Here is a 19,878-nt window from a genome sequence, read left to right as displayed (position 1 = left end):
ATCGTCAGCCGCTGGTTTGGAAACTGATTTTCGAGACTGCCAGAGGTTGCATAAACAAGGATGTCTCCTCTATGAATTTTACCGAATACGCGGCACTGGATGCTCTGGGTCTTGCTGACCTGGTGCGCAATGGTGAGGTTTCACCTGCCGAGCTTCTTCAGGTTGCCACTCAGGCCGCTGGCCGGATTCATGACGAATTCAATATCCTGACGCACCTTGCGCCGGATCGACCAAACGCCTTAATCAACGAGCTGAGTAAACAGGCAATTTTTGCTGGCGTGCCTTTTTTGGTGAAGGATCTGATGTTACCGGTTAAGGGAATGCCGATGAGCAATGGCTGTGAAGCGATGCGAGGATTTGTTTCCGGTTCAGACTCATCCATGGCCCGTTTGCTTCATGCCAGTGGTCTGATCACTTTTGGCAAAACCACCACCTCTGAACTGGGCACCAAACCCTTGTGTGTTTCTGATGCCTTTGGTGAAACCCTTAATCCCTGGGATAAGACATACAACTCTGGTGGTTCCAGCGGTGGCAGCAGTGTTGCTGTAGCCACGGGGGTTATTCCCATGGCTTATTCCAGTGATGGCGGTGGTTCTATTCGTGTACCGGCATCCTATTGCGGTGTTTTCGGTTTTAAACCCAGTAGTGCCATTAACCGGTTTGAGGATATGTCCAAAGCCTGGGGCGGGGCTGTGGTCAGCCATGTTACAACGCGCTCGGTTCGGGACAGTGCGGTTTATCTGGATATGACGACCGGACGCGTTGCTCCCGGCATGGCATCTCATGCTTCCAGCCCGGTACATGGCAGCTATCTGGCCAGCTTGTACTTGCCCCCTAAGTCGCTCAGCATCGCCCTGATTACCGAGTCGCCTATCGGTACATCGGTTGATCAGGATTGCATTAATGCCGCTGATGATGCGGCGGCTCTGTGCCAGTCTTTGGGACATCAGGTTGAAGCCGCGCAATGGAATTTTGACGGGAAATTGCTGATGCGGGCGTTTCTGACGATCCTGCTGTTTTATACCCACAAGGATCTGGCCATGATGTCGGCCAGCCTGGGTATACCGGAAAAAGAGTTAGCCATTGAACCGGGAACGCGCTTTCTTGCGATGGCCGGGTGTGGCGTCACGGCAGAGCGTTTGTCTTGGGCGGAAATGGTGCTGCAGGATGCCCGTCAGAAAATGGCGGATATGCATAAACACTATGACCTGATTCTGACCCCTACGGTGGGCCGTGAACTTCAGACCAGCGAAGCACTGGAGCCAAAAGGACCGGAAAAATGGGTATTACAACTACTGATTCGCACGGGGCTGGCAAGTAAAGTGATGGGGAATTCGGTACTGGATCAGGCGGTTATTCAGAACCTTAAGATGGCCCCCTTCACGGCTATTGCGAATGCAACGGGGCAGCCGGCTATGTCGGTACCGCTTTACTGGAGCGATAAGGGGTTGCCTTACGGTGCTCATTTTATGGCTGCAAAAGGCCATGATAGCGTGTTGTTTGCCTTAGCGGCTCAGTTGGAGCGGGCTCGGCCCTGGCAGGATAAAAGACCACAGCTTCACCGTGTGCCGGAAACATCAGAAGAGATTTCTGATTCGGTTGCCCTTCATTAAACCGGTATTGGCTGGCAGGACAGCTTATTTGTGGCGGTTCAGAAACCGGGTGATTCCCCGTATGATGTGGATTTTATCAATCCCTAGCCCACCGGAACCGATAACACATGATGCCCGAGCTGAACTTTGATCAGGATGACCTGTTGAAACTTGCCCGTATGAAGATGCCTTTTGGCAAGTATCAGGGGCGTATTCTGGCAGATCTGCCTGAGCCTTATCTGCTGTGGTTCAGCAAACAGGGCTTTCCCAAAGGTGAGTTGGGTAAACTTCTGGCGCTAATGTTAGAGCTGCATATTCACGGATTGAATGGCTTGTTGAACCCCCTGAAACAACCCTGATACTGCCGATCTTTTCGATCTTTTCGATCTTTTCGATCTTTTCGATCTTTTCGATCTTTTACTCCATATCCTCCTGTTTTTGCTACTTTAATCTGTCCTTTATCAGTTTTTTTAAATGTAACATTGTGTTGTTGCTATGAAAGCATAGAATAGGCAGGTATTAGATTATAACTTTTGGTAATCATGGGTCTTGCTCAGAGGTGGGATATGTTTGGTCGTTTAAGGATTAGAGCACGCTTGGTATTGGGGTTTGGTCTTTTTATGCTGTTGGTTTGCGGCATCGTGATCCCTCTGCTTCTGGCGGATATGAAGTTGATTATTGAAGAGGCTGAGCGGCGGGAGCTGGTCAGCCTCTTTAGTCAGCTGGAAGATAAAGTGGAAGGTGAGAAGCGTCTGGCATCAGCTTTAGCCACTTATGTGTCTAATCAGCCGGAACTCAAATCCTATCTTGCTTCAGGAGATCGGACGGCTCTGCAGAAGAGCACGCTTCCGGCTTTTAAGCAGCTGAAAGAAGCGTTCGGACTCCGTCAGTTTCAATTCCATGAGCCTCCTGCGACCTCCTATTTCAGGGTGCATAAGACTGAAAAGTTTGGTGATGACCTGTCCGGTTTCCGTGAAACAGTGGTGATTACCAACCAGGACCGTAAGCCTGTTAGTGGTATCGAGAAAGGCGTCGCAGGGTTAGGGATTCGTGGTCTGGCCCCTGTGTTTGTCGAAGGGCGCCATTGGGGTTCCGTCGAGTTTGGTTTCTCTCTGGGGGCTTTCTTTTTTGAACAGGCCAAAGAAGGTACGGGGGCTGATTTTGTGGTATCCCGTCCAAAAGGCAATCAACTGGAGCCTTATGTATCAACACTGCAGGGTAATAGCCGTTTACTGTCTGCAGAACAGTTGCAGAGAGTTGTTGCCGGAGAAAGTGTTTTCTCTCAGCTGGATGTCAATGGGCGTCATCTGGCGGTGTATGCCCGCGTTTTGAAAGATTTTTCCGGTCAGCCTGCCGCCGTGGTTCAGGTTGCGATGAATCGGGACAGCTATCTGGCGATGCTGGATCGCTCTTTTATGGATTCTGTACTGGTCGCGATCGCTTTTATCGTGCTGGGACTGATTCTGGCTGTAGTGATTACCCGCAGTATTACCCAACCGTTGAAAGTCATGCGCATCGCCGTGGACAATATCTCTCAGGGTGATGGTGATCTGACTCAGAAAATTAAAGTGGATGGTCATCACGAACTGGCGGATATCGCACACTCGATTAACCGCTTTATCGACAATATTGAGTTGCTGGTGAAGTCTCTGATGAAGTCCGTTGCCAGTGTTTCCAGCTCCGGTTCTGAGCTGTTTGATATCACCGAACGCTCTATCGGGCTGACCCGTAAACAACAGGCGAGCACCAGCGAGGTAGCCACTGCCGTTAATGAGATGACCGCTACAGCGCAAGAGGTGGCTCAGCACGCCGCCAGCACTTCAACCTTTACTCAGGAAGCCAGCGAGCGCTCCCGTGTCAGCTACAGCACTGTGCAGGACAGTATTCGTACGATCCATGTGATGGCTGAAAATGTGGGCTCGACCGTTGATATGATCAATCGGGTTAATGAACAAACCTCAGAGATTCACACCATTCTGGATGTGATCCATGGTATTGCTGAGCAAACCAATCTGTTGGCGCTGAATGCCGCGATTGAGGCTGCCCGTGCCGGTGAACAGGGCAGAGGTTTTGCGGTTGTCGCTGATGAAGTCCGTTCTCTGGCGCAGCGCACGCAGGAAGCCACCGGTCAGATCAACGATATGATCACTGACCTGCTCAAGGTCACGAAAGACACCACAGACGTGATTAACCACAGCCAGGAACATGTTCATGAGTTAGTCGAGGTTGCCAATGCCTCCGGTGATGCATTGCAGGCGATTACCGACGGTATGCAGCAGATTAACGATACGGTGTATCAGATCGCCAGTGCGGCAGAAGAACAGAGTCAGGTGTCTGATGATATCAACCGTAGTGTGGTTGATATTGCCGAAGGGGCTGATGAAACCGCCCGGGGGGCTGGCCGTATTATGCAGGGCTCATCTTCTATGGGGACAGAGCTGACCAGTCTGATGTCTATTGTGCGTCGCTTTAGGGTCAGTAAAGACCCGGCGACTGAGCTGGCGGTTGCCCGTAGTGCTCACCAGGCCTGGAAAATGCGTCTGCGTACCTTCCTTGATGGCGCGGGCAGTATTTCAATGGAACAGGCGGTATCGGCCCATGACTGTGATTTTGGCCAATGGTACTACGGTGAAGGGCATGAGTTCTGTAGCCATCATTCGGATCTGAAAGCGATTGAAGACCCGCATGTCGAGATGCATGAATTAATTAAACAGATTGTTAAGGCGAAAGAGTCCGGTGATCAGGCGAGGGCAGAAGAGCTTTACCATAAAGTCTGTGATCTTTCCGAGATGATCATTGCGGGCATGGATACCGTGATTGACCAGTACCGGTATCAGAACGACTGAAGTCCTATTAATAATCGGGCTGCTTTAAAGAACGAAGACTCCTGAGATAGCGAGCCCGAAAAGAAAAGTACCTGGAAAGAAAAGCTCCCGAAAAGAAAAGCACCATCACTCCGGCGATCTGTCGGAGTGAACCTTTTTCCGGTTTCTGCCGTAGTGCAGGCAGAAGCCGGAGAACCCTATGCGTTATTACTCACTATTACCTCTTTCTGCCATTATCGCCTTCAGTCTGCTGACACTGCTGGTCAGTCTGGGTTGGATTCCTCCCGGTGAAGCGATCCTTGAGCAGTTGAAGTCGAATCTTGGGGATAGTCAGAGCTGGTTACTGTTGCTGATTATTCTGGCGGAGTCGATTATCTATGTTGGTTTTTACTTTCCCGGTCAGTTCTTCGCGGTGGTGATTGTTGTACTTTCTGACCCTGACTTTAACGACATGCTTTGGCTGACCCTGATGATGGTATCCGCAGCAACCCTGGGTTCCTGTATCAACTATGGCTTAGGTCGAGTCTGGGGCGATCCTGATTCTACGGGGCGCAAAGGATACTCTTTGCGCAATCTGTTGCTGGCGATGTTGCACACCAATGCGCTGGCATTCTATATGTTTGCCCAGGGCGCAAACCGTCACCCGTTCAAAGTCGTCTGGCTTTCCGGCCTGATCAATCTACCTTACTACCTGTTACTGATTGCTGCTACGGCACTGCTGAGTGAAGAGGTGATGTATGTTGCTGAAACGCCCGAAGTGTTGGCGATTTTTCTGACGGCCTGGTTTCTGATCGCCTTGTGGATGGATATCCGCAAGCGGGCGATACCGGACCCTGATGCAGGGCTTTAGGCGCTGTTGATTGGCGATGTCCGTCAATTTCTTTTCCGATACGAATTGACTTGTCGTTTATAGGGCGTATCTTACGCAGCGCTCGGCCTTATTGAATAACTTTTGATAGGTGCAGAGGCAACACTGACTCTCTGCAGTCAGGTTTTCCTAGAACTCAGGTTTTCCTACAACACTGTGGAGATGATTTTTAATTAAGTAATAAGGAGTACCCTACGTGCTACAGATATCTAACGCTGTTTCCATTCCTGATGAGGAGCTGGAACTGCAGGCCATACGGGCGCAGGGCGCTGGTGGTCAGAATGTGAACAAGGTGTCATCGGCGATTCACCTGCGATTTGATATTGCCACTTCCAGTCTGCCGGAGTTCTACAAAGAACGCTTGCTGGCGCTGAAAGACAGCCGCATCAGCAAAGAAGGTGTGCTGGTGATTAAAGCGCAGCAGTTCCGCACTCAGGAAAAGAACCGGGAAGATGCGTTGCAGCGACTCAAGACGCTGATTCTGGATGCGACCAAGGTTCAGAAAACCCGACGCCCAACCAAACCCAGCCGCAACTCTCAGAAGAAACGGATGGATAAGAAAAACCAGAGAGGACAGATTAAATCTCTGCGCGGAAAGGTGATGTGATGAAAACGGCTAAAATGATGACTAAGCGAATGATGACAAGCAAAAGAATGATGGTAAGAAAGAACAGGCTCAGAACAAACCCGGATCAAAACCTCAATCTCAGACAGCGTGTTATCACCCAAAGTCTTCAGGCAAAAGAGAAAGGGCTGCCGAATACACTGCAAAGCAGTTTATCCGCCAGCCCTTTTTAATGCGCTGAACTTTTTTAATATGCCAAACTTGCCGTTGATCGGTTAGCTGAACTCAGCCACCACACGATCCAGTTCTGCCAACAGCTCCTTCTTACGGGTCTCTTCCGCCCAGCTGCCTTCGATACTGTTTCGGGTCAGGGTGATGATATCGTCGGCACTTAAGCCCACCGCCTGCTGCAGCTGTATCAGGTTTTCATTCATATAGCCGCCAAAATAAGCCGGATCATCGGAGTTAATGGTCGCTTTCAGACCTGCTTGCAGCATGGTGGGAATCGGGTGATCAGTCAGGTCTTTGACCACCTGCAGTTTCAGGTTTGACAGCGGACACACCGTCAGCACCATCTGTGAATCCCGCAGGCGTTCGATCAGGGCGTCATCTTCCAGTGAGCGGTTACCGTGATCAACCCGATCCACCTGCAGCAGATCCAGCGCCTGCCAGACATAATCTGCCGGGCCCTCTTCACCGGCGTGGGCGGTGATTTTCAGACCCAGATCACGACAGGCGGCAAATACGCCCTGAAACTTCTCCGGCGGGTGTCCCATCTCGGAGGAATCCAGACCCACGCCGTAGATCTCATCCAGATAAGGTTTGGCCAGTTCCAGTGTTTCATAGGCGCTGTCTTCCGACAGGTGGCGCAGGAAGGACATAATCAGACGATAGCTGATGCCGTGCTGGCTGCGAGCTTCTTTCAGCGCCTGCAGAATACCGCCAATCTGGGTGGCAAAGTCGATGCCGCGCTCAAGGTGCCCCTGCGGGTCCCAGAAGATCTCCACATGGCGTACATTCTGGCTGTGAACCTTGTCCAGATAGGCGCGGGTCAGGTCGTAATAATCCTGTCGGGTCTGCAGTACGTTCATCCCCTGATAGTAGAGGTCCAGAAACTCCTGCAGGTTGTTGAACTGGTAGGCGGCTTTCAGCTCCTCAACGGAGTCGTAGCTCAGGGTAATATTGTTGCGTTGAGCAATCCGGAACATTAACTCAGGTTCAAACGACCCTTCGATATGCAGGTGCAGCTCTGCCTTGGGCAGAGCCTGAATCAGGGTGTTCAGGTCAGTGGCAGAAGCCGCTTGGGTATGTATCATCACTTTCTCCACTCTCTGCTTTCCGCTTTCCACATATGGTGGGGGGCGGCTATTTTAGCGAATTCGTATCGTTTTTTCCGGGGCATTATTAATCGCTAGTTATCCTCACTACGGGCTGAATCCCGGGTCGGTTTAAACCAGAGTTCCTCCCGTTCAAGAGGTGTTTTGGGGTCGTGCCGGCCCTTTGAGTTTCAATAGTGTGTAATCGGTACTGTTAAGCAGGTTAAAGCTTCTTTTCTTGGATTGAGTCTTATAGAGGCCGTAATTGGCCTCAGTTTTATCCCGCGTCAGCTTTAAAAGCCCCGTGAAATAATCGAGACGCTGATCTTCAGGATGGTCTACTGAGCAATTTTGTACAAAAAACTTATTCGGGACTGGGTTACACTCAATCAACTTCCATTGGGAAACGACAATTTTTCTGCAAACCTGCTTTTATGACAAAAAAATCCAATTTGGCTCAAAACGATAAGTCGGCTGAAAAAGATCAATCAGTAGAGAAAGCCGGTCTACCGGAGAAAGAAACTGCTGTATTCAATACCGCTGAGGAGCTGGGCGGTATTGAGCTTCTGGACGCCCGTTATAAAAAGCATAATTTCTCCCGTCACAGCCACGAGGGCTTCACCCTTGGGGTGATTCAGGAAGGCGCTCAGTGCTTTTATCGCACCGGTGGTAATCATATCGCCCCACAGGACAGCATTATTCTGGTGAATGCCGATGAGGTGCATAACGGCCATTCCGCTGCAGAAAATGGCTGGGCGTATAAGGCGATGTATCCGTTACCGGAGCAGCTCAACAGTGTTTGTGCTGAGCTGGGCAGTTTCAGAGATGCCACGCCTTATTTCCCGGAGCCTGTGGTGCATGACCCGGAACTGGCAGCGCAATTCCGACTGCTGTTTGAGGTGTTGGAAACCTCTGACAACCGGCTGCTGCGGGAAAGTCTGATGTATGCCTTTCTGGTGAAGCTGATTCACCGTCATGCTCGCTCCCGTCTGCCGGAAGGACCCAAAGCCAACATACAGCCTCAGTTAAAGCGGGTAAAAGCGTTTCTGGATGATTTTCCGCAAGCGGATATCTCACTGGAGGAGCTGGCTCGGTTGGCAAACCTTAGTCCCTTTCACCTGATTCGGGCCTTTGGTAAAGCCTTTGGTCTGCCACCCCATGCTTATCAGGTACAGGCGCGCCTGCGTCTGGCCCGTGAGTTTCTCCGAAAAGGTCAGACACTGGCAGATGCCGCTCAAAGTAGTGGTTTTCATGACCAGAGCCATCTGCACCGCCACTTCAAAAAGGCGATGGGCGTCACCCCAAAACAGTACCGCCAGAGTTTTGGTTTCTGATTTGACCGCTGTTCCACCTGAGCAATTTTATCCAAGTTTTCCCACCTTAATCGCATTTAACCTCAAGCCTCGTTTCCACTTTTTCGGTTCTGATTATGGGTATTAAGAGGTTGTGATGAGTTCAACAACGTTCAGTCGGTTTAGCCGATTCACTAAGGGAGCGCTGGCGATGTCGCCCCTGACGGTCGCGGTATTGCCCTGGGGGGTGCTGGTCGGGTCGCTGGCCATTGATGCCGGTTTTACCCTTTGGGAGAGTCAGGCGATGTCTGCCATTTTGTTTGCGGGTGCCGCTCAGTTGGTGGTGATCGGTATGTTAAGTAGCGGGGCGAGTTTGCTGGCGCTACTGATCACTGTGTTTTTTATCACTTCCCGACACCTGCTTTATAGTGTCTCTATGCGACGTCGGATCAGCCCCTTGCCACTGCGCTGGCGGTTAGCGCTGGGTTTTCTGCTCACCGATGAGTTGTTTGCGTTTTGTTCTTCTATGGCGGGCTGTTCTGAGAAAAAACCGTCTGAAAAGCCTACCGCTTTAGAAACAAACTTTGATCGCTGGTTTGTACTCGGGGCGGGACTTAGCTTTTACATCATCTGGAATCTGGCAACCCTGGCGGGCATCTTACTGGGTAATCATTTTCCGCAGATGGGTGCGTGGGGGCTGGAGTTTGCGGTTGCGGCCACTTTTATCGCCATTGTTGTTCCTCAGGTCACCGGCTGGCCGGTGGCGGTCTCTGTGATTGTTGCTCTGTTGCTCTCTGTGATTCTGCATCTGAATCGTATTCCGGGGGCTTTGGCGCTGGCAGCGTTAGGCGGAATGTGCGCCGGCTTTATAACGGAGCAGCTTCTGGCAAAACCGCTGCCTGTTGAGATGACTGAGACTTTGTCTGAGAACGCATCAGAGGAGCTGGCACCATGATACTACTGACCATCGTTATTCTGGCCGCGCTGGTGTTTCTCAGTCGTTATCTCTTTCTTGAGCCCCGGCTACCTCTGCGTTTATCGGTCAAAGGTGAGCGTTTTCTGCATTTCTCTGCCCCCGCTGTACTGACTGCGATTGCCGCGCCTGTGGTGCTTTTACCGGACCGTACCGGAGTTGACAGACCAGAACTTTGGCTGGCCTGGGATAACCCCTATCTGTTAGCGGCTGTGTTCTGTGTGGTGATTGTCCGTTTAACCGGAAATGTACTACTGACCACGGTACTTGGCATGGGCGGATTTGTTCTCTTAAGTCAGATGGTTTTGGTATGACGTGGCTTTAATTCGTTTTATCGGGAGGGAATCGTCAACGTTTAGAAGAAAAGTCCCATTTTTAGCGAGAAAATGTCATGTTTAGCCACAAGGCTTGTGTCCATAATAAATTCATCAACGAGGGTAGGGGATTGAAGGGACATAACCTCTCTGCCCGGTGAAGCAGGCTCAGGTCGCTTTGCCCGATGAGTATAAAAACGAATACAACAACAATTATATGGGTACAGTCTCATGAAACAGAATAATCCTATGTTGGAAAAACTGCAGGAAATCCTGCCAGCGATCCGTGCTAACGCGACTAAGACTGAAGAGCTGCGTCAGGTTCCTCAGGAAAACATCGACATGCTGCACGGCATCGGTCTGAACCGCGCTTTCCTGCCTAAGGCATATGGCGGTCTGGAAATCTCCCTGCCGGAATTTACCGATTGTATTGCAGCTCTGGCCGGTGCCTGCTGTTCAACGGCTTGGGCTTACAGCCTGCTGTGTACTCATAACCACCAGATGGCGATGTTCAGCAAAGATGCACAGGATGAGTTTTGGGGTGAAAACCCGGATGCCGTAGCCTCTTCTTCTATTGCGCCATTTGGTAAGTACGAAGAAGCCGAAGGCGGCATTATCTTCACCGGTGACATGAAGTGGAGTTCCGGTGTTGATCACGCAGACTGGATCATTGTGGGTCTGAACCGCATGGTTAACGACGAGAAAGTGTACAGCTTTGCCGTTATCCCGCGCAGCGAATTTACCATTATCGATGACTGGTACTCAGTTGCGATGCAGGGTTCCGGTACTAAGACTGCTCATATTGAAGGTGTCTTTGTTCCTGAGCACCGTATTCAGGCGGCGGGCGATATGATGGAAGGTCGTCATATCGGTCGTGACCTTTACCCTGACAGCAAAATCTATCACACGCCTTACCGTCCTTACTTCGCCTCTGGTTTCGCAGCGATGAGTCTGGGTGTGGCGGAGCGTATGATCGAAGTTTACAAAGATCTGACCAAAAACCGTGTTCGCGCTTACACCGGTGCTAAGGTTGATGGTTCTGTACCACCCATGCTGCGTATTGCGGAATCTTACCAGCAGGTGTGTGCGGCCCGTGCTTACCTGGAAAAAACCTGGAACGAGCACAAAGAATACGGTGAGCGTCACGAATACCCAGATCGTTACACCCTGGCGCACTGGCGTACCAATCAGGCTTATGCCATCAAAATGTGTGTAGAAGCCGTTAACCGCCTGTGGGCTGTTATGGGTGCTTCTAACTGGTACAGCGATCGTGAAGGTCAGCGTCTGTGGCGTGAGTCCAACATGACGGCTGCCCACGCTTACACCGACTATGACGTGTGTGCACAGATCATCGGCCGCGAGCTGCTGGGTCTGGAGCCTGATCCGTCACTGCTGTAAGTATCCTGTACGGCTGAAACGATAGGTTTTGGCCGATCTTTCCGGTCTGCTGCCCATCCGGCAGACCGGAGTCTCAACCTCTGATGGGGTGATCATCATGAAAGCACTTCTGGCTAAATTTCAGCTTCTGAAACGTCGTTCCTGTGGCACTTCTTATTCGGTGACCCCTGCTTCAGGTAATCGTCAGCAATCTTCGGAAGCCGGGACACTTCAGCCCCTGACCAGCTCGGCAGCGGTTTTTCTGGTGCCTTATAACTGATCACTTCTGATAACTGATTGCGGGTGAATACAACCCCCGGATCGTCCGACCCGAAATCGGCGGGCGTTTTATCTCTGAAAAAAGATTGTCAGGTGCTCAGCCCTCATCAGCCTGATGATCGAACCCAATGCAAAGGCCTGTGACCCTTCACAGAATAAAAAGCAAGAACAGGACAACAACCATGAGTACTGAATTTGACCCCCGGGATTTTCGTCGTGCACTGGGCAATTTCGCCACCGGTGTAACCGTTATCACTGCCTGCACCCCTGACGGTGTTCAGACCGGCGTAACCGCTAACAGCTTCAACTCTGTATCTCTTGAGCCGCCTCTGGTGCTGTGGAGCATCATGAAGAACTCCGGCAGTGTTGAGGTTTTCGACAATGCCAGTCATTTTGCTGTGAACATTCTGGCAGCAGATCAGATTCCGGTTTCTAACCATTTTGCACGCCCTGCAGATGACAAGTTTGCTGATATCGCCTACGAGAAAGGCTTGGGTAATGCGCCTTTGCTGCAGGATTGCTCGGCCCGTTTTCAGTGTGAGAGCTATCAGAAACTGGATGGCGGTGATCACTGGATTCTGGTGGGTAAAGTGGTGGCGTATGATGATTATGGCCGCGCCCCTCTGCTTTACCATGGGGGGGCTTACTCGGCGGTGATTCCTCACGCAGGCGTTAAACCCAAAGATTCTGAGGCCACTGATGCGGGTCAGCAGAAGAACGACAAGCGCCTGGGTGACAACCTGTACTACCAGATGCTACAGGCGGTTAAGCGCTACCAAACCGCATATCAGCCGCTTCAGCTGGCGACAGGTCTGCGTACTATCGAAGCCCGTATGCTTCTGAACCTGAATGACTTTGATACCCTGAGCACCCAAGATCTGGAAGAGCGTATCGGCATGCCGGATAACGATCTTCAGGCGGCTGTGGAAACCCTGTGTCGTAAAGAATTGCTGGCCCGAAGCGGAGACCAGCTGAGCCTGACAACGGCAGGTGTTGAGCAGGCAGAGACCCTATGGAAAATTGCCAACGAACGTCAGGAAGAGGTCTTCGGACAGTTTTCTGAGGAAGAACTGGCGATTTTCCGCAAGGTGCTGGAAGCGGTTTAACCCTTCCGGTTTGACTCTGTGCGACTTCTGGCGATGACCTGTTTCCGGTGATCTGTCAGAAGGTGCTCAGGGAGTTGTATCGATGATCTTCATTGTGTCAGCGGGATAAACTCTTCGGAGTAGTTCCTGCCTTGTTTTGCCCGGTTCCGAATGCCGGGCTTTTTTGTGCCTGTCTTTTCTCCTATGCTGTTCTGCTGGCTGGGTCTCTTCGGGTCTGAATTTTTCTTAACGTGACGCAACAGCACCCTGAACCCAACACCGCTTCGACATGACATAACAGAATAAGACACGATGACAGCGACACCTTCTTCTACCTCCTCTATCCCCGTTAACTGGCACCCGACCCGTGGTCAGCTGCAGTTGCTCAGCGCTTTGGGTGAACCGCATTTCTTCGATCCTTTTCTTAATTGGTTGCATCAGGAGTTAGGGGCCGATCAGTGCATGATCTTCTTCTGCGCCGATGGTGAGAGCGTCAGTACGCTCTTGTTTAAGGATTTTATTAAAGATGCGTCCGGTAAAAGTTTGGCGGAATCCTACGTGACAGAGCGCCGTTATCTGGAAGATCCGAATTTCCCGGTTTTTAAAAGCAGTCAGCCGGGAGAGGTCACTCTGATCCGGCTGGAAGATCTGCTCCGCCAGATGGGGCCAAACTATAAAAAACGCTACTTTGATGAGCCGGGGTTTCAGGACAAGCTCTCTGTCATTTACGGGAGTGAGGCGGGCAACTTTTATATCAATCTGTATCGCCGGGGTTCCGGTTTTGATCAGGTCATTCCTGCGGATCAGCAACAGGCAGTCGGTCAGCTGTTGGGGCTGTTAGTCAGTAAACACTATCAGATGAATCAGTCGCAACTCAGTCAGGGGCCTTTGGCGTTTCTGTCGGAGCGCGAGCGTCAGGTGTGTGAGGCTGTCTTACAAGGTAAAAAGAGTGAAGTGGTCGCTTACGAACTGAATATCGCTCCCAGTAGTGTCATCACCTACCGTAAACGGGCCTATGAAAAGCTCGGCATCAGCAGTCGGGCCCAGTTGTTTGCCCTTTGTTCCTCATAAGACTGGACATCGGGCTTATATTCGTAAATGCTACGCGCCCGTTAAAACAGATCGCTACGTAACCCCTTAGCTGATTTAACGGATTAACTGCGTTATCGCGTTAATTGTTTTATTGGGCATACCCTGACTTTGCGCTGCAGCATTATCTGACGTTAGCGGTCACTCAATACAAAAGATAACAGCTTCAGACTGTTAAAAAGTGAAGACAAAGGCCAAGACTATGACTACTGCATTTGACCCGAAAGCATTTCGTCGCGCTTTGGGCAACTTCGCCACAGGTGTCACCGTAATAACTGCTACCGCAAAAGACGGGCAGCAGGCCGGTGTCACGGCAAACAGTTTCAACTCCGTTTCCCTTGATCCGCCACTGGTGCTGTGGAGCATCATGAAAAACTCCGGCAGTGTTGAGGTGTTTGATAACGCCAGCCACTTCGCCGTGAACGTACTGGCGGCGGATCAGATCGATCTGTCCAACCACTTCGCCCGCCCGTCCGATGACAAGTTCTCAAGCGTTGATTACGAGAAAGGTCTGGGTGATGCGCCGTTGCTGCCCAACTGCGCGGCACGGTTTCAGTGCGCTAACTATGAAAAAGTAGATGGTGGCGACCACTGGATTCTGATCGGCAAAGTAGAAGCCTTTGACGATTATGGCCGCGCGCCTCTGCTGTACCATGGTGGCACCTATTCAGCCGTTGTACCGCACATGGGCGCGATTCAGAAAACGGCTGAGATCGATCAGGCCGCCGCAGAGCAAAAAGACGCAGAACGTCAGAAGCTGCTGGACAAGAACCTCTACTACCAGATGCTGAGCGCGGTAAAACGCTACCAGCGTGCCTACTGGCCATTGCAGCAGGCCAGCGGTTTGCATATTGCAGAAGCCCGCCTGCTGATGATCCTGAAAGACCTGGGTTCCGTCAGTTTCAGCGATATGGGTGACTACCTGCTGATGCCGGAACAGGACCTGACCCCATCGGTTGAGAAACTGACCCGCAAAGCCTGGATCAGCGTGCAGGACGACAGCCTGACCCTGACCGAAGAAGGTGCCAATCAGGCCGAAGCCTACTGGCAGCTGTCGGAGGACTATCAGGAAAAAGTGTTCGGTGATCTTACCGAAGACGAGCTGGCGGTATTCCGCAAGGTTCTGAAAAAGATCTGAGCTATCTACAGATGCTGAACACAAAAAACCGGATCAACTGATCCGGTTTTTTTGTGGGTATTTGCGCAATATTTTGCTCAAAAAACGCTGGAAGCTTTGGAAATGAGCAAAATATTGCTCATTTTGGTGCGTCAGCTTTTTCCTTGGGAATGGGTTTGCATTGAATCGCCAATCTGCAGCATCAGGTCTTGGCTTTGCAGAACGTGCAGGGTTTCCTGCTCGCGCTCCCAATCGACTGCGCTGATGACCACAAAGTCCTGACCTGTTGAGTCGGTGACTTTCACCGGCTCATGCTGGTCTGCAACCTGTTCAACAACAGCTTTAAGGTTATCTCGGAATTGGTTAACACTTATTGTGTTCATGGGGGACACCTTTATCTACGAGGTTTCTGTACGATTTTAGAGTGTGCGAACCGAGGTGCCAGTCATTATTTTCTTGCGGTGCAGGGGTTATCAGTATGATCGTGAATTAGCTTGTCGCAGGTCTGCCGGGCTCCATATAAGATTGACCTTTACTCCGAAAAAGCGAGGTAGTGGGGAAATGTTTGAAATAGATCATCTTATGATTGAGGTGGATGATCCACTAAAAGCAGCTACCCAGGTATCAGAAAAGTTAGGATTACCATTGGCATGGCCGCTGACTGAGAAAGAAGAGTACACCAGCATTGGTGTCAACTTTGGCTCGATCAATATCGAATTTATAAATTTTAGAGTCAGGTTTGGTGTTAGCGATACAAGGTTCGAAGGGTTTAGCGGTATCGCATTTAAAGCGGACACTTCTCTGAATGAATCGATAGAGGCATTAAAATCTGCCCAGTTGAGTTATCGAATTGGGGAGAAGTGTGACGCCCACACGACTATTCCTGTTGAAGAAGAGCAGGTTTTTCCAACGGTCTTTCTCGTAAAATATAACTTTGATACTCACGGTTGGAAGCAGCGTCTGGAAAGGGAGTTTGCAGAGTGTGCGGGCGGGAATTTTAATATAGGCACGTTCAAGTGTTTATCCATTGATAGTGATATGCCTGCCAATTTGGTTGAAGCTTTTAATATTACTGCTGGCAATAAAAACCAAATCGTCTTTGAATCAACGAGCGCTGAACCCATCGTTATTTCTGACTTGATTCAGAATTTAGAGATAGTAATAGGCTAACAAGCGGATCAAATTAGCTCGGATCCTAAAAGGGGATCTCTACCGGATTTGCTGACGCGCAACATTAGGTAACTTGGGAATGATTATGCAGGAATTTGATTACCTGGAGATGAATCGGGTCGGTTGGGATAGGCGGGCAGCAGCCCATTTTGATTCAGATTTTTATGATCTGCCGGGGTTCTTGGCGGGTGGAACCTCTCTGCGCGAAATTGAATTAGCAGAGCTTCAGGGTGTGAAAGGAAAATCTTTGCTCCACCTCCAGTGTCACTTTGGTATGGACACCCTGTCATGGGCTCGTAAAGGGGCAATTTGCACTGGCGTTGATCTGTCTCCGGTTGCCATCTGCAAAGCCCGAGATTTGGCAAAAGAGCTCAATTTAAGCTCTGAGTTCGTTTGTACCGATGTCTATTCTTTCCAGCGTTCAGCTTCTGCCCTATACGACATCGTTTTTACCTCATACGGTGCAATTTGTTGGCTACCGGATATAAACCGATGGGCTGAGGTTATTGCATCGAACCTTGCCGTTGGTGGCCGCTTTTATATGGTGGAATTTCATCCTGTCTATGACCTGTTGGCAGGATATTCTTATTTCACCCAAGTGCAGCCCGATGTAGATGAAGAAGCGACGTATACAGAAAATGGCGATGATGCCATAGCCAAGCTGGCAACCTGGGCGCATCCAATGTCCAGCGTTATAAACGCATTACTTAATGTCGGTATTCAGATTGAGCGTGTTAGCGAGTTCCCTTTCAGCCCATATAACTGTTTCGAGGGTATGATTGAACGCGAGCCGGGTCGCTTCTATCTCAGCCACAAGGGAAATGATGTTCCCATTGTCTACAGTATCACTGGACGAAAAGTCGCCTAACCAATGGTGGCACCGGTCTTTGCTTTGCAGAATGTTCAGGGTTTTCTGTTTGCGTTCCCATACTGATTTCTTGTTAGATCAGAGGTCGCCTCTTTGATTGCAGAATAAACTTGTCGCAGGCTTTATCGCAGGTCTAATATATGACCTTAATTTAGGTCTTAAATGAGGTCTGCCATGAGACAGATTCTTGCGGATTGCTCGGCCAGTATTTCCGAGCTGAAAAAGAACCCATCGGCACTGCTGACAGAAGCGAATGGTTCACCGGTTGCCATCCTGAACCACAACAAACCAGCGGCTTATCTGGTGCCTGCAGAAACCTACGAGTGGATGATGGAAATGCTGGATGATCAGGAGCTGGCGCAGTTGATTGAATCCCGAAGAGCGGATCGGTCAAAGGCCGTGGAAGTCAGTCTGGATGACCTATAAGTTAAAGTTTCTGCCTTCCGCGTTGAAGGAATGGGAGAAGTTAGCGCCTCCCATCAAGAGCCAGTTTAAGAAGAAACTGGCGGAACGTCTGCAAAACCCTCATGTACCCGCGTCTAAACTGCGGGGCTACGACTCGGTTTATAAGATTAAACTACGAACCGCAGGTTATCGGTTGGCCTACGAGGTGATCGACGATGAAATCGTCGTTTATGTACTGGCTGTAGGTAAGCGCGATAAAGACGCGATTTATAAAAATCTGTCTAAGCGAATTTGATGACTTTTGGCATGAAGGCTATTACGACTTAATGCTCGGTTTACTGGCTTGTGGGAACTGGATAAGCTTTAGAATAAATGAATTATGAGAAGCGCGTCTGAGATAACAGTCCGTGTTTATTTTAAATATAGAGTAGTGCGAGTGACAGGGATGCCGTCAGATCAGAAGCTGGATTTTCCTTTTATTATCAAAGGCTTTCCTTGTTTTTAGACGGTATATTGAAATTGGCAAAAGGAGCATACCTATGATTAAAATGTTAGCTCTCAGGCCTAAATCGCGTTTAAAACCAACTCAGGAAGTTTCATGAAAGTTGAAAAAATGAATAAAAAGCAACTTGATGATTATTGCAAGTCATTAGGTATTGACATCGAGAAGAAGAAAAAAACAGAGCTTATCACCGCAGTTTATGCTCACGAAAGGGAGATAATTGATAGTGCAATCGCTAGTGGAACTTGCTTGCAATTGCTAAAAGAAAAAATTGGAAAGCTGGCTGATGAATATGCAAACAATTTAAAGAGCAAGATTGTTGCCCGTAAGGAAGAAATGAAAGGGGATGATAATTCTCACTATTTGATATATCGAGTGTTAGGAATTTCTCTTGAAGAAGGTATTTTGATCGACGAGTATCAGAATACTGGTCGATTTTTATATAAGTACGCGGGGTCTTTTTTGGAGGAGGCCGCTACCTTGTGCATGTTCTTCTCAAACAGTCAGGGTGGCAAAACCTTGGTCGAAAATACTATTGGGTCAAGGCCAAAGACTTTTGAAATAGATTTTCTTAATGGGTCAGACGCTGTAGAGCTCAAATGGCGAGATGCTACGACAGATGGTGACCATATTACCAAAGAACATACCCGCGTGAAGGCAATAAAAGGACATGGTTACAAGCCTGTTCGGGTGATGTTCTACTATCCTCAGAGAGAGCAGGCAATTAAAATACAGGAAACATTGAAAACCATCTACGCAGGCGTAGATGGTGAATACTATGCCGGTGACGAGGCTTGGGATTATCTGGAGAAAGTTAGCGGATATGACCTTAAAGCGATATTAATGGAAATAGCGGATAAACGAGATAAACGAGATAAAGAAGGTACTAATGATTAACAGAGTTCTGAGCGGTGATTGTTTAGATCAAATGAGGTCAATTGAGCCTTGCTCTATTGACCTCATTTATCTTGATCCGCCGTTTTTTACAGAAAGAAAGCATACGCTAAAAAATAGAGAGCGCACAAAAGAGTTCAGCTTTGACGATAGCTGGGGGAGTGATAGGGGGTATGCTGAGTTTTTAAAAAAGCGGATCGAAGTCATGTACTCTTTATTGAAAGAGACTGGGTCTATATTTGTACACTGCGATAAAAGTGGTGAACATATTGTTCGTGCAATATTGGATCAGGTTTTTGGGGTAGATAATTTCCAATCAGAAATTATTTGGTCTTATAAAAGATGGTCTAACTCAAGAAAAGGCCTGCTCCCTAGTCATCAAAATATCTATTTCTACTCAAAGTCGAAAAAATTTAAATTTAATAGAATTTATACATCATATTCAGAAACAACTAATATAGATCAGATTTTACAAAGAAGATCTAGGGATGAGCACAATAAATCTATATACGACAAAGATAGCTCCGGAAATGTAAAAAATGGCGATAAGAAAAAAGGTGTTCCGTTAAGCGATGTTTGGGATATCCCTTATTTAAATCCCAAGGCAAAAGAGAGGGTCGGATATCCGACTCAAAAGCCGCTTTTGCTACTTGAGCAGATTATCAAGCTAGTAACGGAAGAGGGAGATTTGGTTTTAGATCCTTTTTGTGGCAGCGGAACCACATGTGTTGCATCAAAGCTTTTAAATCGAAACTATATTGGTATTGATGAATCTCCAGATGCTATTGAGCTAACGAGAGAACGATTAGATAATCCAATAAAAACAGAGTCAAACCTTTTGAAAAAAGGTAGAGACTCATATGTGAATGCAGATGCCTCCGCGTTAAATCTATTGATGGGAATAGATTTTAATCCTGTTCAACGGAATAAGGGAATAGACGCGATTCTTGTAGAGCAGTATATGAATACTCCTGTGTTAATTCGTGTTCAAAAGAAAAACGAGACCATAGAGGAGGCTGCGTCTCTCTTAGCAAAAGCTATGAAAACCAAAAATTCTAAAAGATCTATTTTGGTAAAAACATCATTAGAAGGTGATTTATTTGAAACCGAGCTGGATATCGAGGGTATGGAGATTATCCCATCTCCTGCGTTACAAGTGTCGGCCCTGATGAAAAAGAGTTAACAAGTGTATGCTACGGACAAAAACAGTTGTCACTTTTTGCGCATTTCCGCTTCGCGGGGGGGGGGCAAAAATCGCCAACTGTTTTTTGCCTCAGATGTGAGACGTTAACAGGTAGTGTTCAAAATTCTGTGTCACCCCTATAGTTTACCCTCTACAGGGAGTGA

At 49.0% G+C, this 19,878-nt stretch carries 21 protein-coding genes; 19 read left to right on the top strand and 2 right to left on the bottom strand.

Annotated features, from left to right (window positions below):
• The first annotated feature begins 71 nt into the window (after nt 1–71).
• The 5 genes from AC4GL5_RS12660 to arfB all read left to right on the top strand — a co-directional run bounded on the left by AC4GL5_RS12660 (nt 72) and on the right by arfB (nt 5,892).
• Nucleotides 72–1,613, top strand: a complete 1,542-nt coding sequence (locus AC4GL5_RS12660; protein ID WP_490383155.1) for an amidase — start codon at nt 72–74, stop codon at nt 1,611–1,613.
• A gap of 107 nt (nt 1,614–1,720) precedes the next feature.
• Nucleotides 1,721–1,951: a DUF3820 family protein gene (locus AC4GL5_RS12655; RefSeq protein WP_490383154.1), complete on the top strand. Its 231-nt coding sequence runs from the start codon at nt 1,721–1,723 to the stop codon at nt 1,949–1,951.
• A 207-nt stretch (nt 1,952–2,158) separates the two neighbouring features.
• A complete protein-coding gene (locus tag AC4GL5_RS12650; RefSeq protein ID WP_490383153.1) occupies nt 2,159–4,438 on the top strand; it encodes a methyl-accepting chemotaxis protein in 2,280 nt (759 codons plus the stop codon).
• A 178-nt stretch (nt 4,439–4,616) separates the two neighbouring features.
• Complete coding sequence (locus tag AC4GL5_RS12645) at nt 4,617–5,267, top strand: hypothetical protein (RefSeq protein ID WP_490383152.1); 651 nt, start codon at nt 4,617–4,619, stop codon at nt 5,265–5,267.
• A 214-nt stretch (nt 5,268–5,481) separates the two neighbouring features.
• Entirely contained in the window at nt 5,482–5,892 is a 411-nt protein-coding gene (gene arfB, locus AC4GL5_RS12640) for an alternative ribosome rescue aminoacyl-tRNA hydrolase ArfB (RefSeq protein ID WP_490383151.1), read from the top strand.
• Nucleotides 5,893–6,125: 233 nt separating this feature from the next.
• Here arfB and AC4GL5_RS12635 read toward each other — a convergent pair whose 3' ends face one another.
• Nucleotides 6,126–7,166 carry an adenosine deaminase gene (locus AC4GL5_RS12635; protein ID WP_490383150.1) on the bottom strand — a complete coding sequence of 347 codons (1,041 nt, stop codon included), beginning with the start codon at nt 7,164–7,166 and terminating at the stop codon, nt 6,126–6,128.
• A gap of 434 nt (nt 7,167–7,600) precedes the next feature.
• On the opposite strand from AC4GL5_RS12635, the gene AC4GL5_RS12630 reads away from it, so the two are divergent.
• The 8 genes from AC4GL5_RS12630 (at nt 7,601) to AC4GL5_RS12595 (ending at nt 14,713) form a co-directional block, all read left to right on the top strand.
• Nucleotides 7,601–8,500, top strand: coding sequence for an AraC family ligand binding domain-containing protein (locus AC4GL5_RS12630; RefSeq protein WP_490383149.1), 900 nt, complete (start codon nt 7,601–7,603; stop codon nt 8,498–8,500).
• Nucleotides 8,501–8,615: 115 nt separating this feature from the next.
• Nucleotides 8,616–9,413, top strand: a complete 798-nt coding sequence (locus AC4GL5_RS12625; RefSeq protein ID WP_490383148.1) for an AzlC family ABC transporter permease — start codon at nt 8,616–8,618, stop codon at nt 9,411–9,413.
• Nucleotides 9,410–9,745, top strand: a complete 336-nt coding sequence (locus AC4GL5_RS12620) for an AzlD domain-containing protein (protein ID WP_490383147.1) — start codon at nt 9,410–9,412, stop codon at nt 9,743–9,745. The genes AC4GL5_RS12625 and AC4GL5_RS12620 overlap by 4 nt, the downstream gene beginning before the upstream one ends.
• A 231-nt stretch (nt 9,746–9,976) precedes the next feature.
• Entirely contained in the window at nt 9,977–11,143 is a 1,167-nt protein-coding gene (locus tag AC4GL5_RS12615; protein ID WP_490383146.1) for a p-hydroxyphenylacetate 3-hydroxylase oxygenase component, read from the top strand.
• 97 nt (nt 11,144–11,240) lie between these two features.
• A complete protein-coding gene (locus AC4GL5_RS12610) occupies nt 11,241–11,402 on the top strand; it encodes a hypothetical protein (RefSeq protein WP_490383145.1) in 162 nt (53 codons plus the stop codon).
• A 181-nt stretch (nt 11,403–11,583) separates the two neighbouring features.
• Nucleotides 11,584–12,507 (top strand): p-hydroxyphenylacetate 3-hydroxylase reductase component, encoded by a 924-nt coding sequence (locus AC4GL5_RS12605; protein ID WP_490383144.1) that lies wholly within the window; start codon nt 11,584–11,586, stop codon nt 12,505–12,507.
• Nucleotides 12,508–12,798: 291 nt separating this feature from the next.
• Nucleotides 12,799–13,557, top strand: a complete 759-nt coding sequence (locus tag AC4GL5_RS12600) for a helix-turn-helix transcriptional regulator (protein WP_490383143.1) — start codon at nt 12,799–12,801, stop codon at nt 13,555–13,557.
• 220 nt (nt 13,558–13,777) lie between these two features.
• The gene (locus AC4GL5_RS12595; protein ID WP_490383142.1) at nt 13,778–14,713 is read left to right on the top strand and encodes a p-hydroxyphenylacetate 3-hydroxylase reductase component; all 936 of its coding nucleotides are present in this window, start codon (nt 13,778–13,780) and stop codon (nt 14,711–14,713) included.
• A gap of 131 nt (nt 14,714–14,844) precedes the next feature.
• Here the strand turns inward: AC4GL5_RS12595 and AC4GL5_RS12590 are convergent, their stop codons facing one another.
• A complete protein-coding gene (locus tag AC4GL5_RS12590; protein ID WP_490383141.1) occupies nt 14,845–15,075 on the bottom strand; it encodes a type II toxin-antitoxin system Phd/YefM family antitoxin in 231 nt (76 codons plus the stop codon).
• 178 nt (nt 15,076–15,253) lie between these two features.
• Between AC4GL5_RS12590 and AC4GL5_RS12585 the strand changes: the two genes are divergently transcribed.
• The 6 genes from AC4GL5_RS12585 (at nt 15,254) to AC4GL5_RS12560 (ending at nt 19,714) form a co-directional block, all read left to right on the top strand.
• Nucleotides 15,254–15,862 carry a hypothetical protein gene (locus AC4GL5_RS12585; RefSeq protein ID WP_490383140.1) on the top strand — a complete coding sequence of 203 codons (609 nt, stop codon included), beginning with the start codon at nt 15,254–15,256 and terminating at the stop codon, nt 15,860–15,862.
• An 85-nt stretch (nt 15,863–15,947) separates the two neighbouring features.
• The gene (locus AC4GL5_RS12580) at nt 15,948–16,730 is read left to right on the top strand and encodes a class I SAM-dependent methyltransferase (protein WP_490383139.1); all 783 of its coding nucleotides are present in this window, start codon (nt 15,948–15,950) and stop codon (nt 16,728–16,730) included.
• A 174-nt stretch (nt 16,731–16,904) separates the two neighbouring features.
• Nucleotides 16,905–17,156 carry a type II toxin-antitoxin system Phd/YefM family antitoxin gene (locus tag AC4GL5_RS12575; RefSeq protein WP_490383138.1) on the top strand — a complete coding sequence of 84 codons (252 nt, stop codon included), beginning with the start codon at nt 16,905–16,907 and terminating at the stop codon, nt 17,154–17,156.
• Nucleotides 17,146–17,430 (top strand): type II toxin-antitoxin system RelE family toxin, encoded by a 285-nt coding sequence (locus tag AC4GL5_RS12570; RefSeq protein ID WP_490383137.1) that lies wholly within the window; start codon nt 17,146–17,148, stop codon nt 17,428–17,430. The genes AC4GL5_RS12575 and AC4GL5_RS12570 overlap by 11 nt, the downstream gene beginning before the upstream one ends.
• Nucleotides 17,431–17,733: 303 nt before the next feature.
• Nucleotides 17,734–18,534: an ApaLI family restriction endonuclease gene (locus AC4GL5_RS12565; protein WP_490383136.1), complete on the top strand. Its 801-nt coding sequence runs from the start codon at nt 17,734–17,736 to the stop codon at nt 18,532–18,534.
• Nucleotides 18,527–19,714: a DNA methyltransferase gene (locus AC4GL5_RS12560; RefSeq protein ID WP_490383135.1), complete on the top strand. Its 1,188-nt coding sequence runs from the start codon at nt 18,527–18,529 to the stop codon at nt 19,712–19,714. The genes AC4GL5_RS12565 and AC4GL5_RS12560 overlap by 8 nt, the downstream gene beginning before the upstream one ends.
• Nucleotides 19,715–19,878: the final 164 nt, after the last annotated feature.

Source organism: Oceanospirillum sp., from assembly GCF_982874595.1.
Note: the sequence above shows the minus strand (reverse complement) of the source record. Positions and strands in the feature narration are given on the sequence as shown.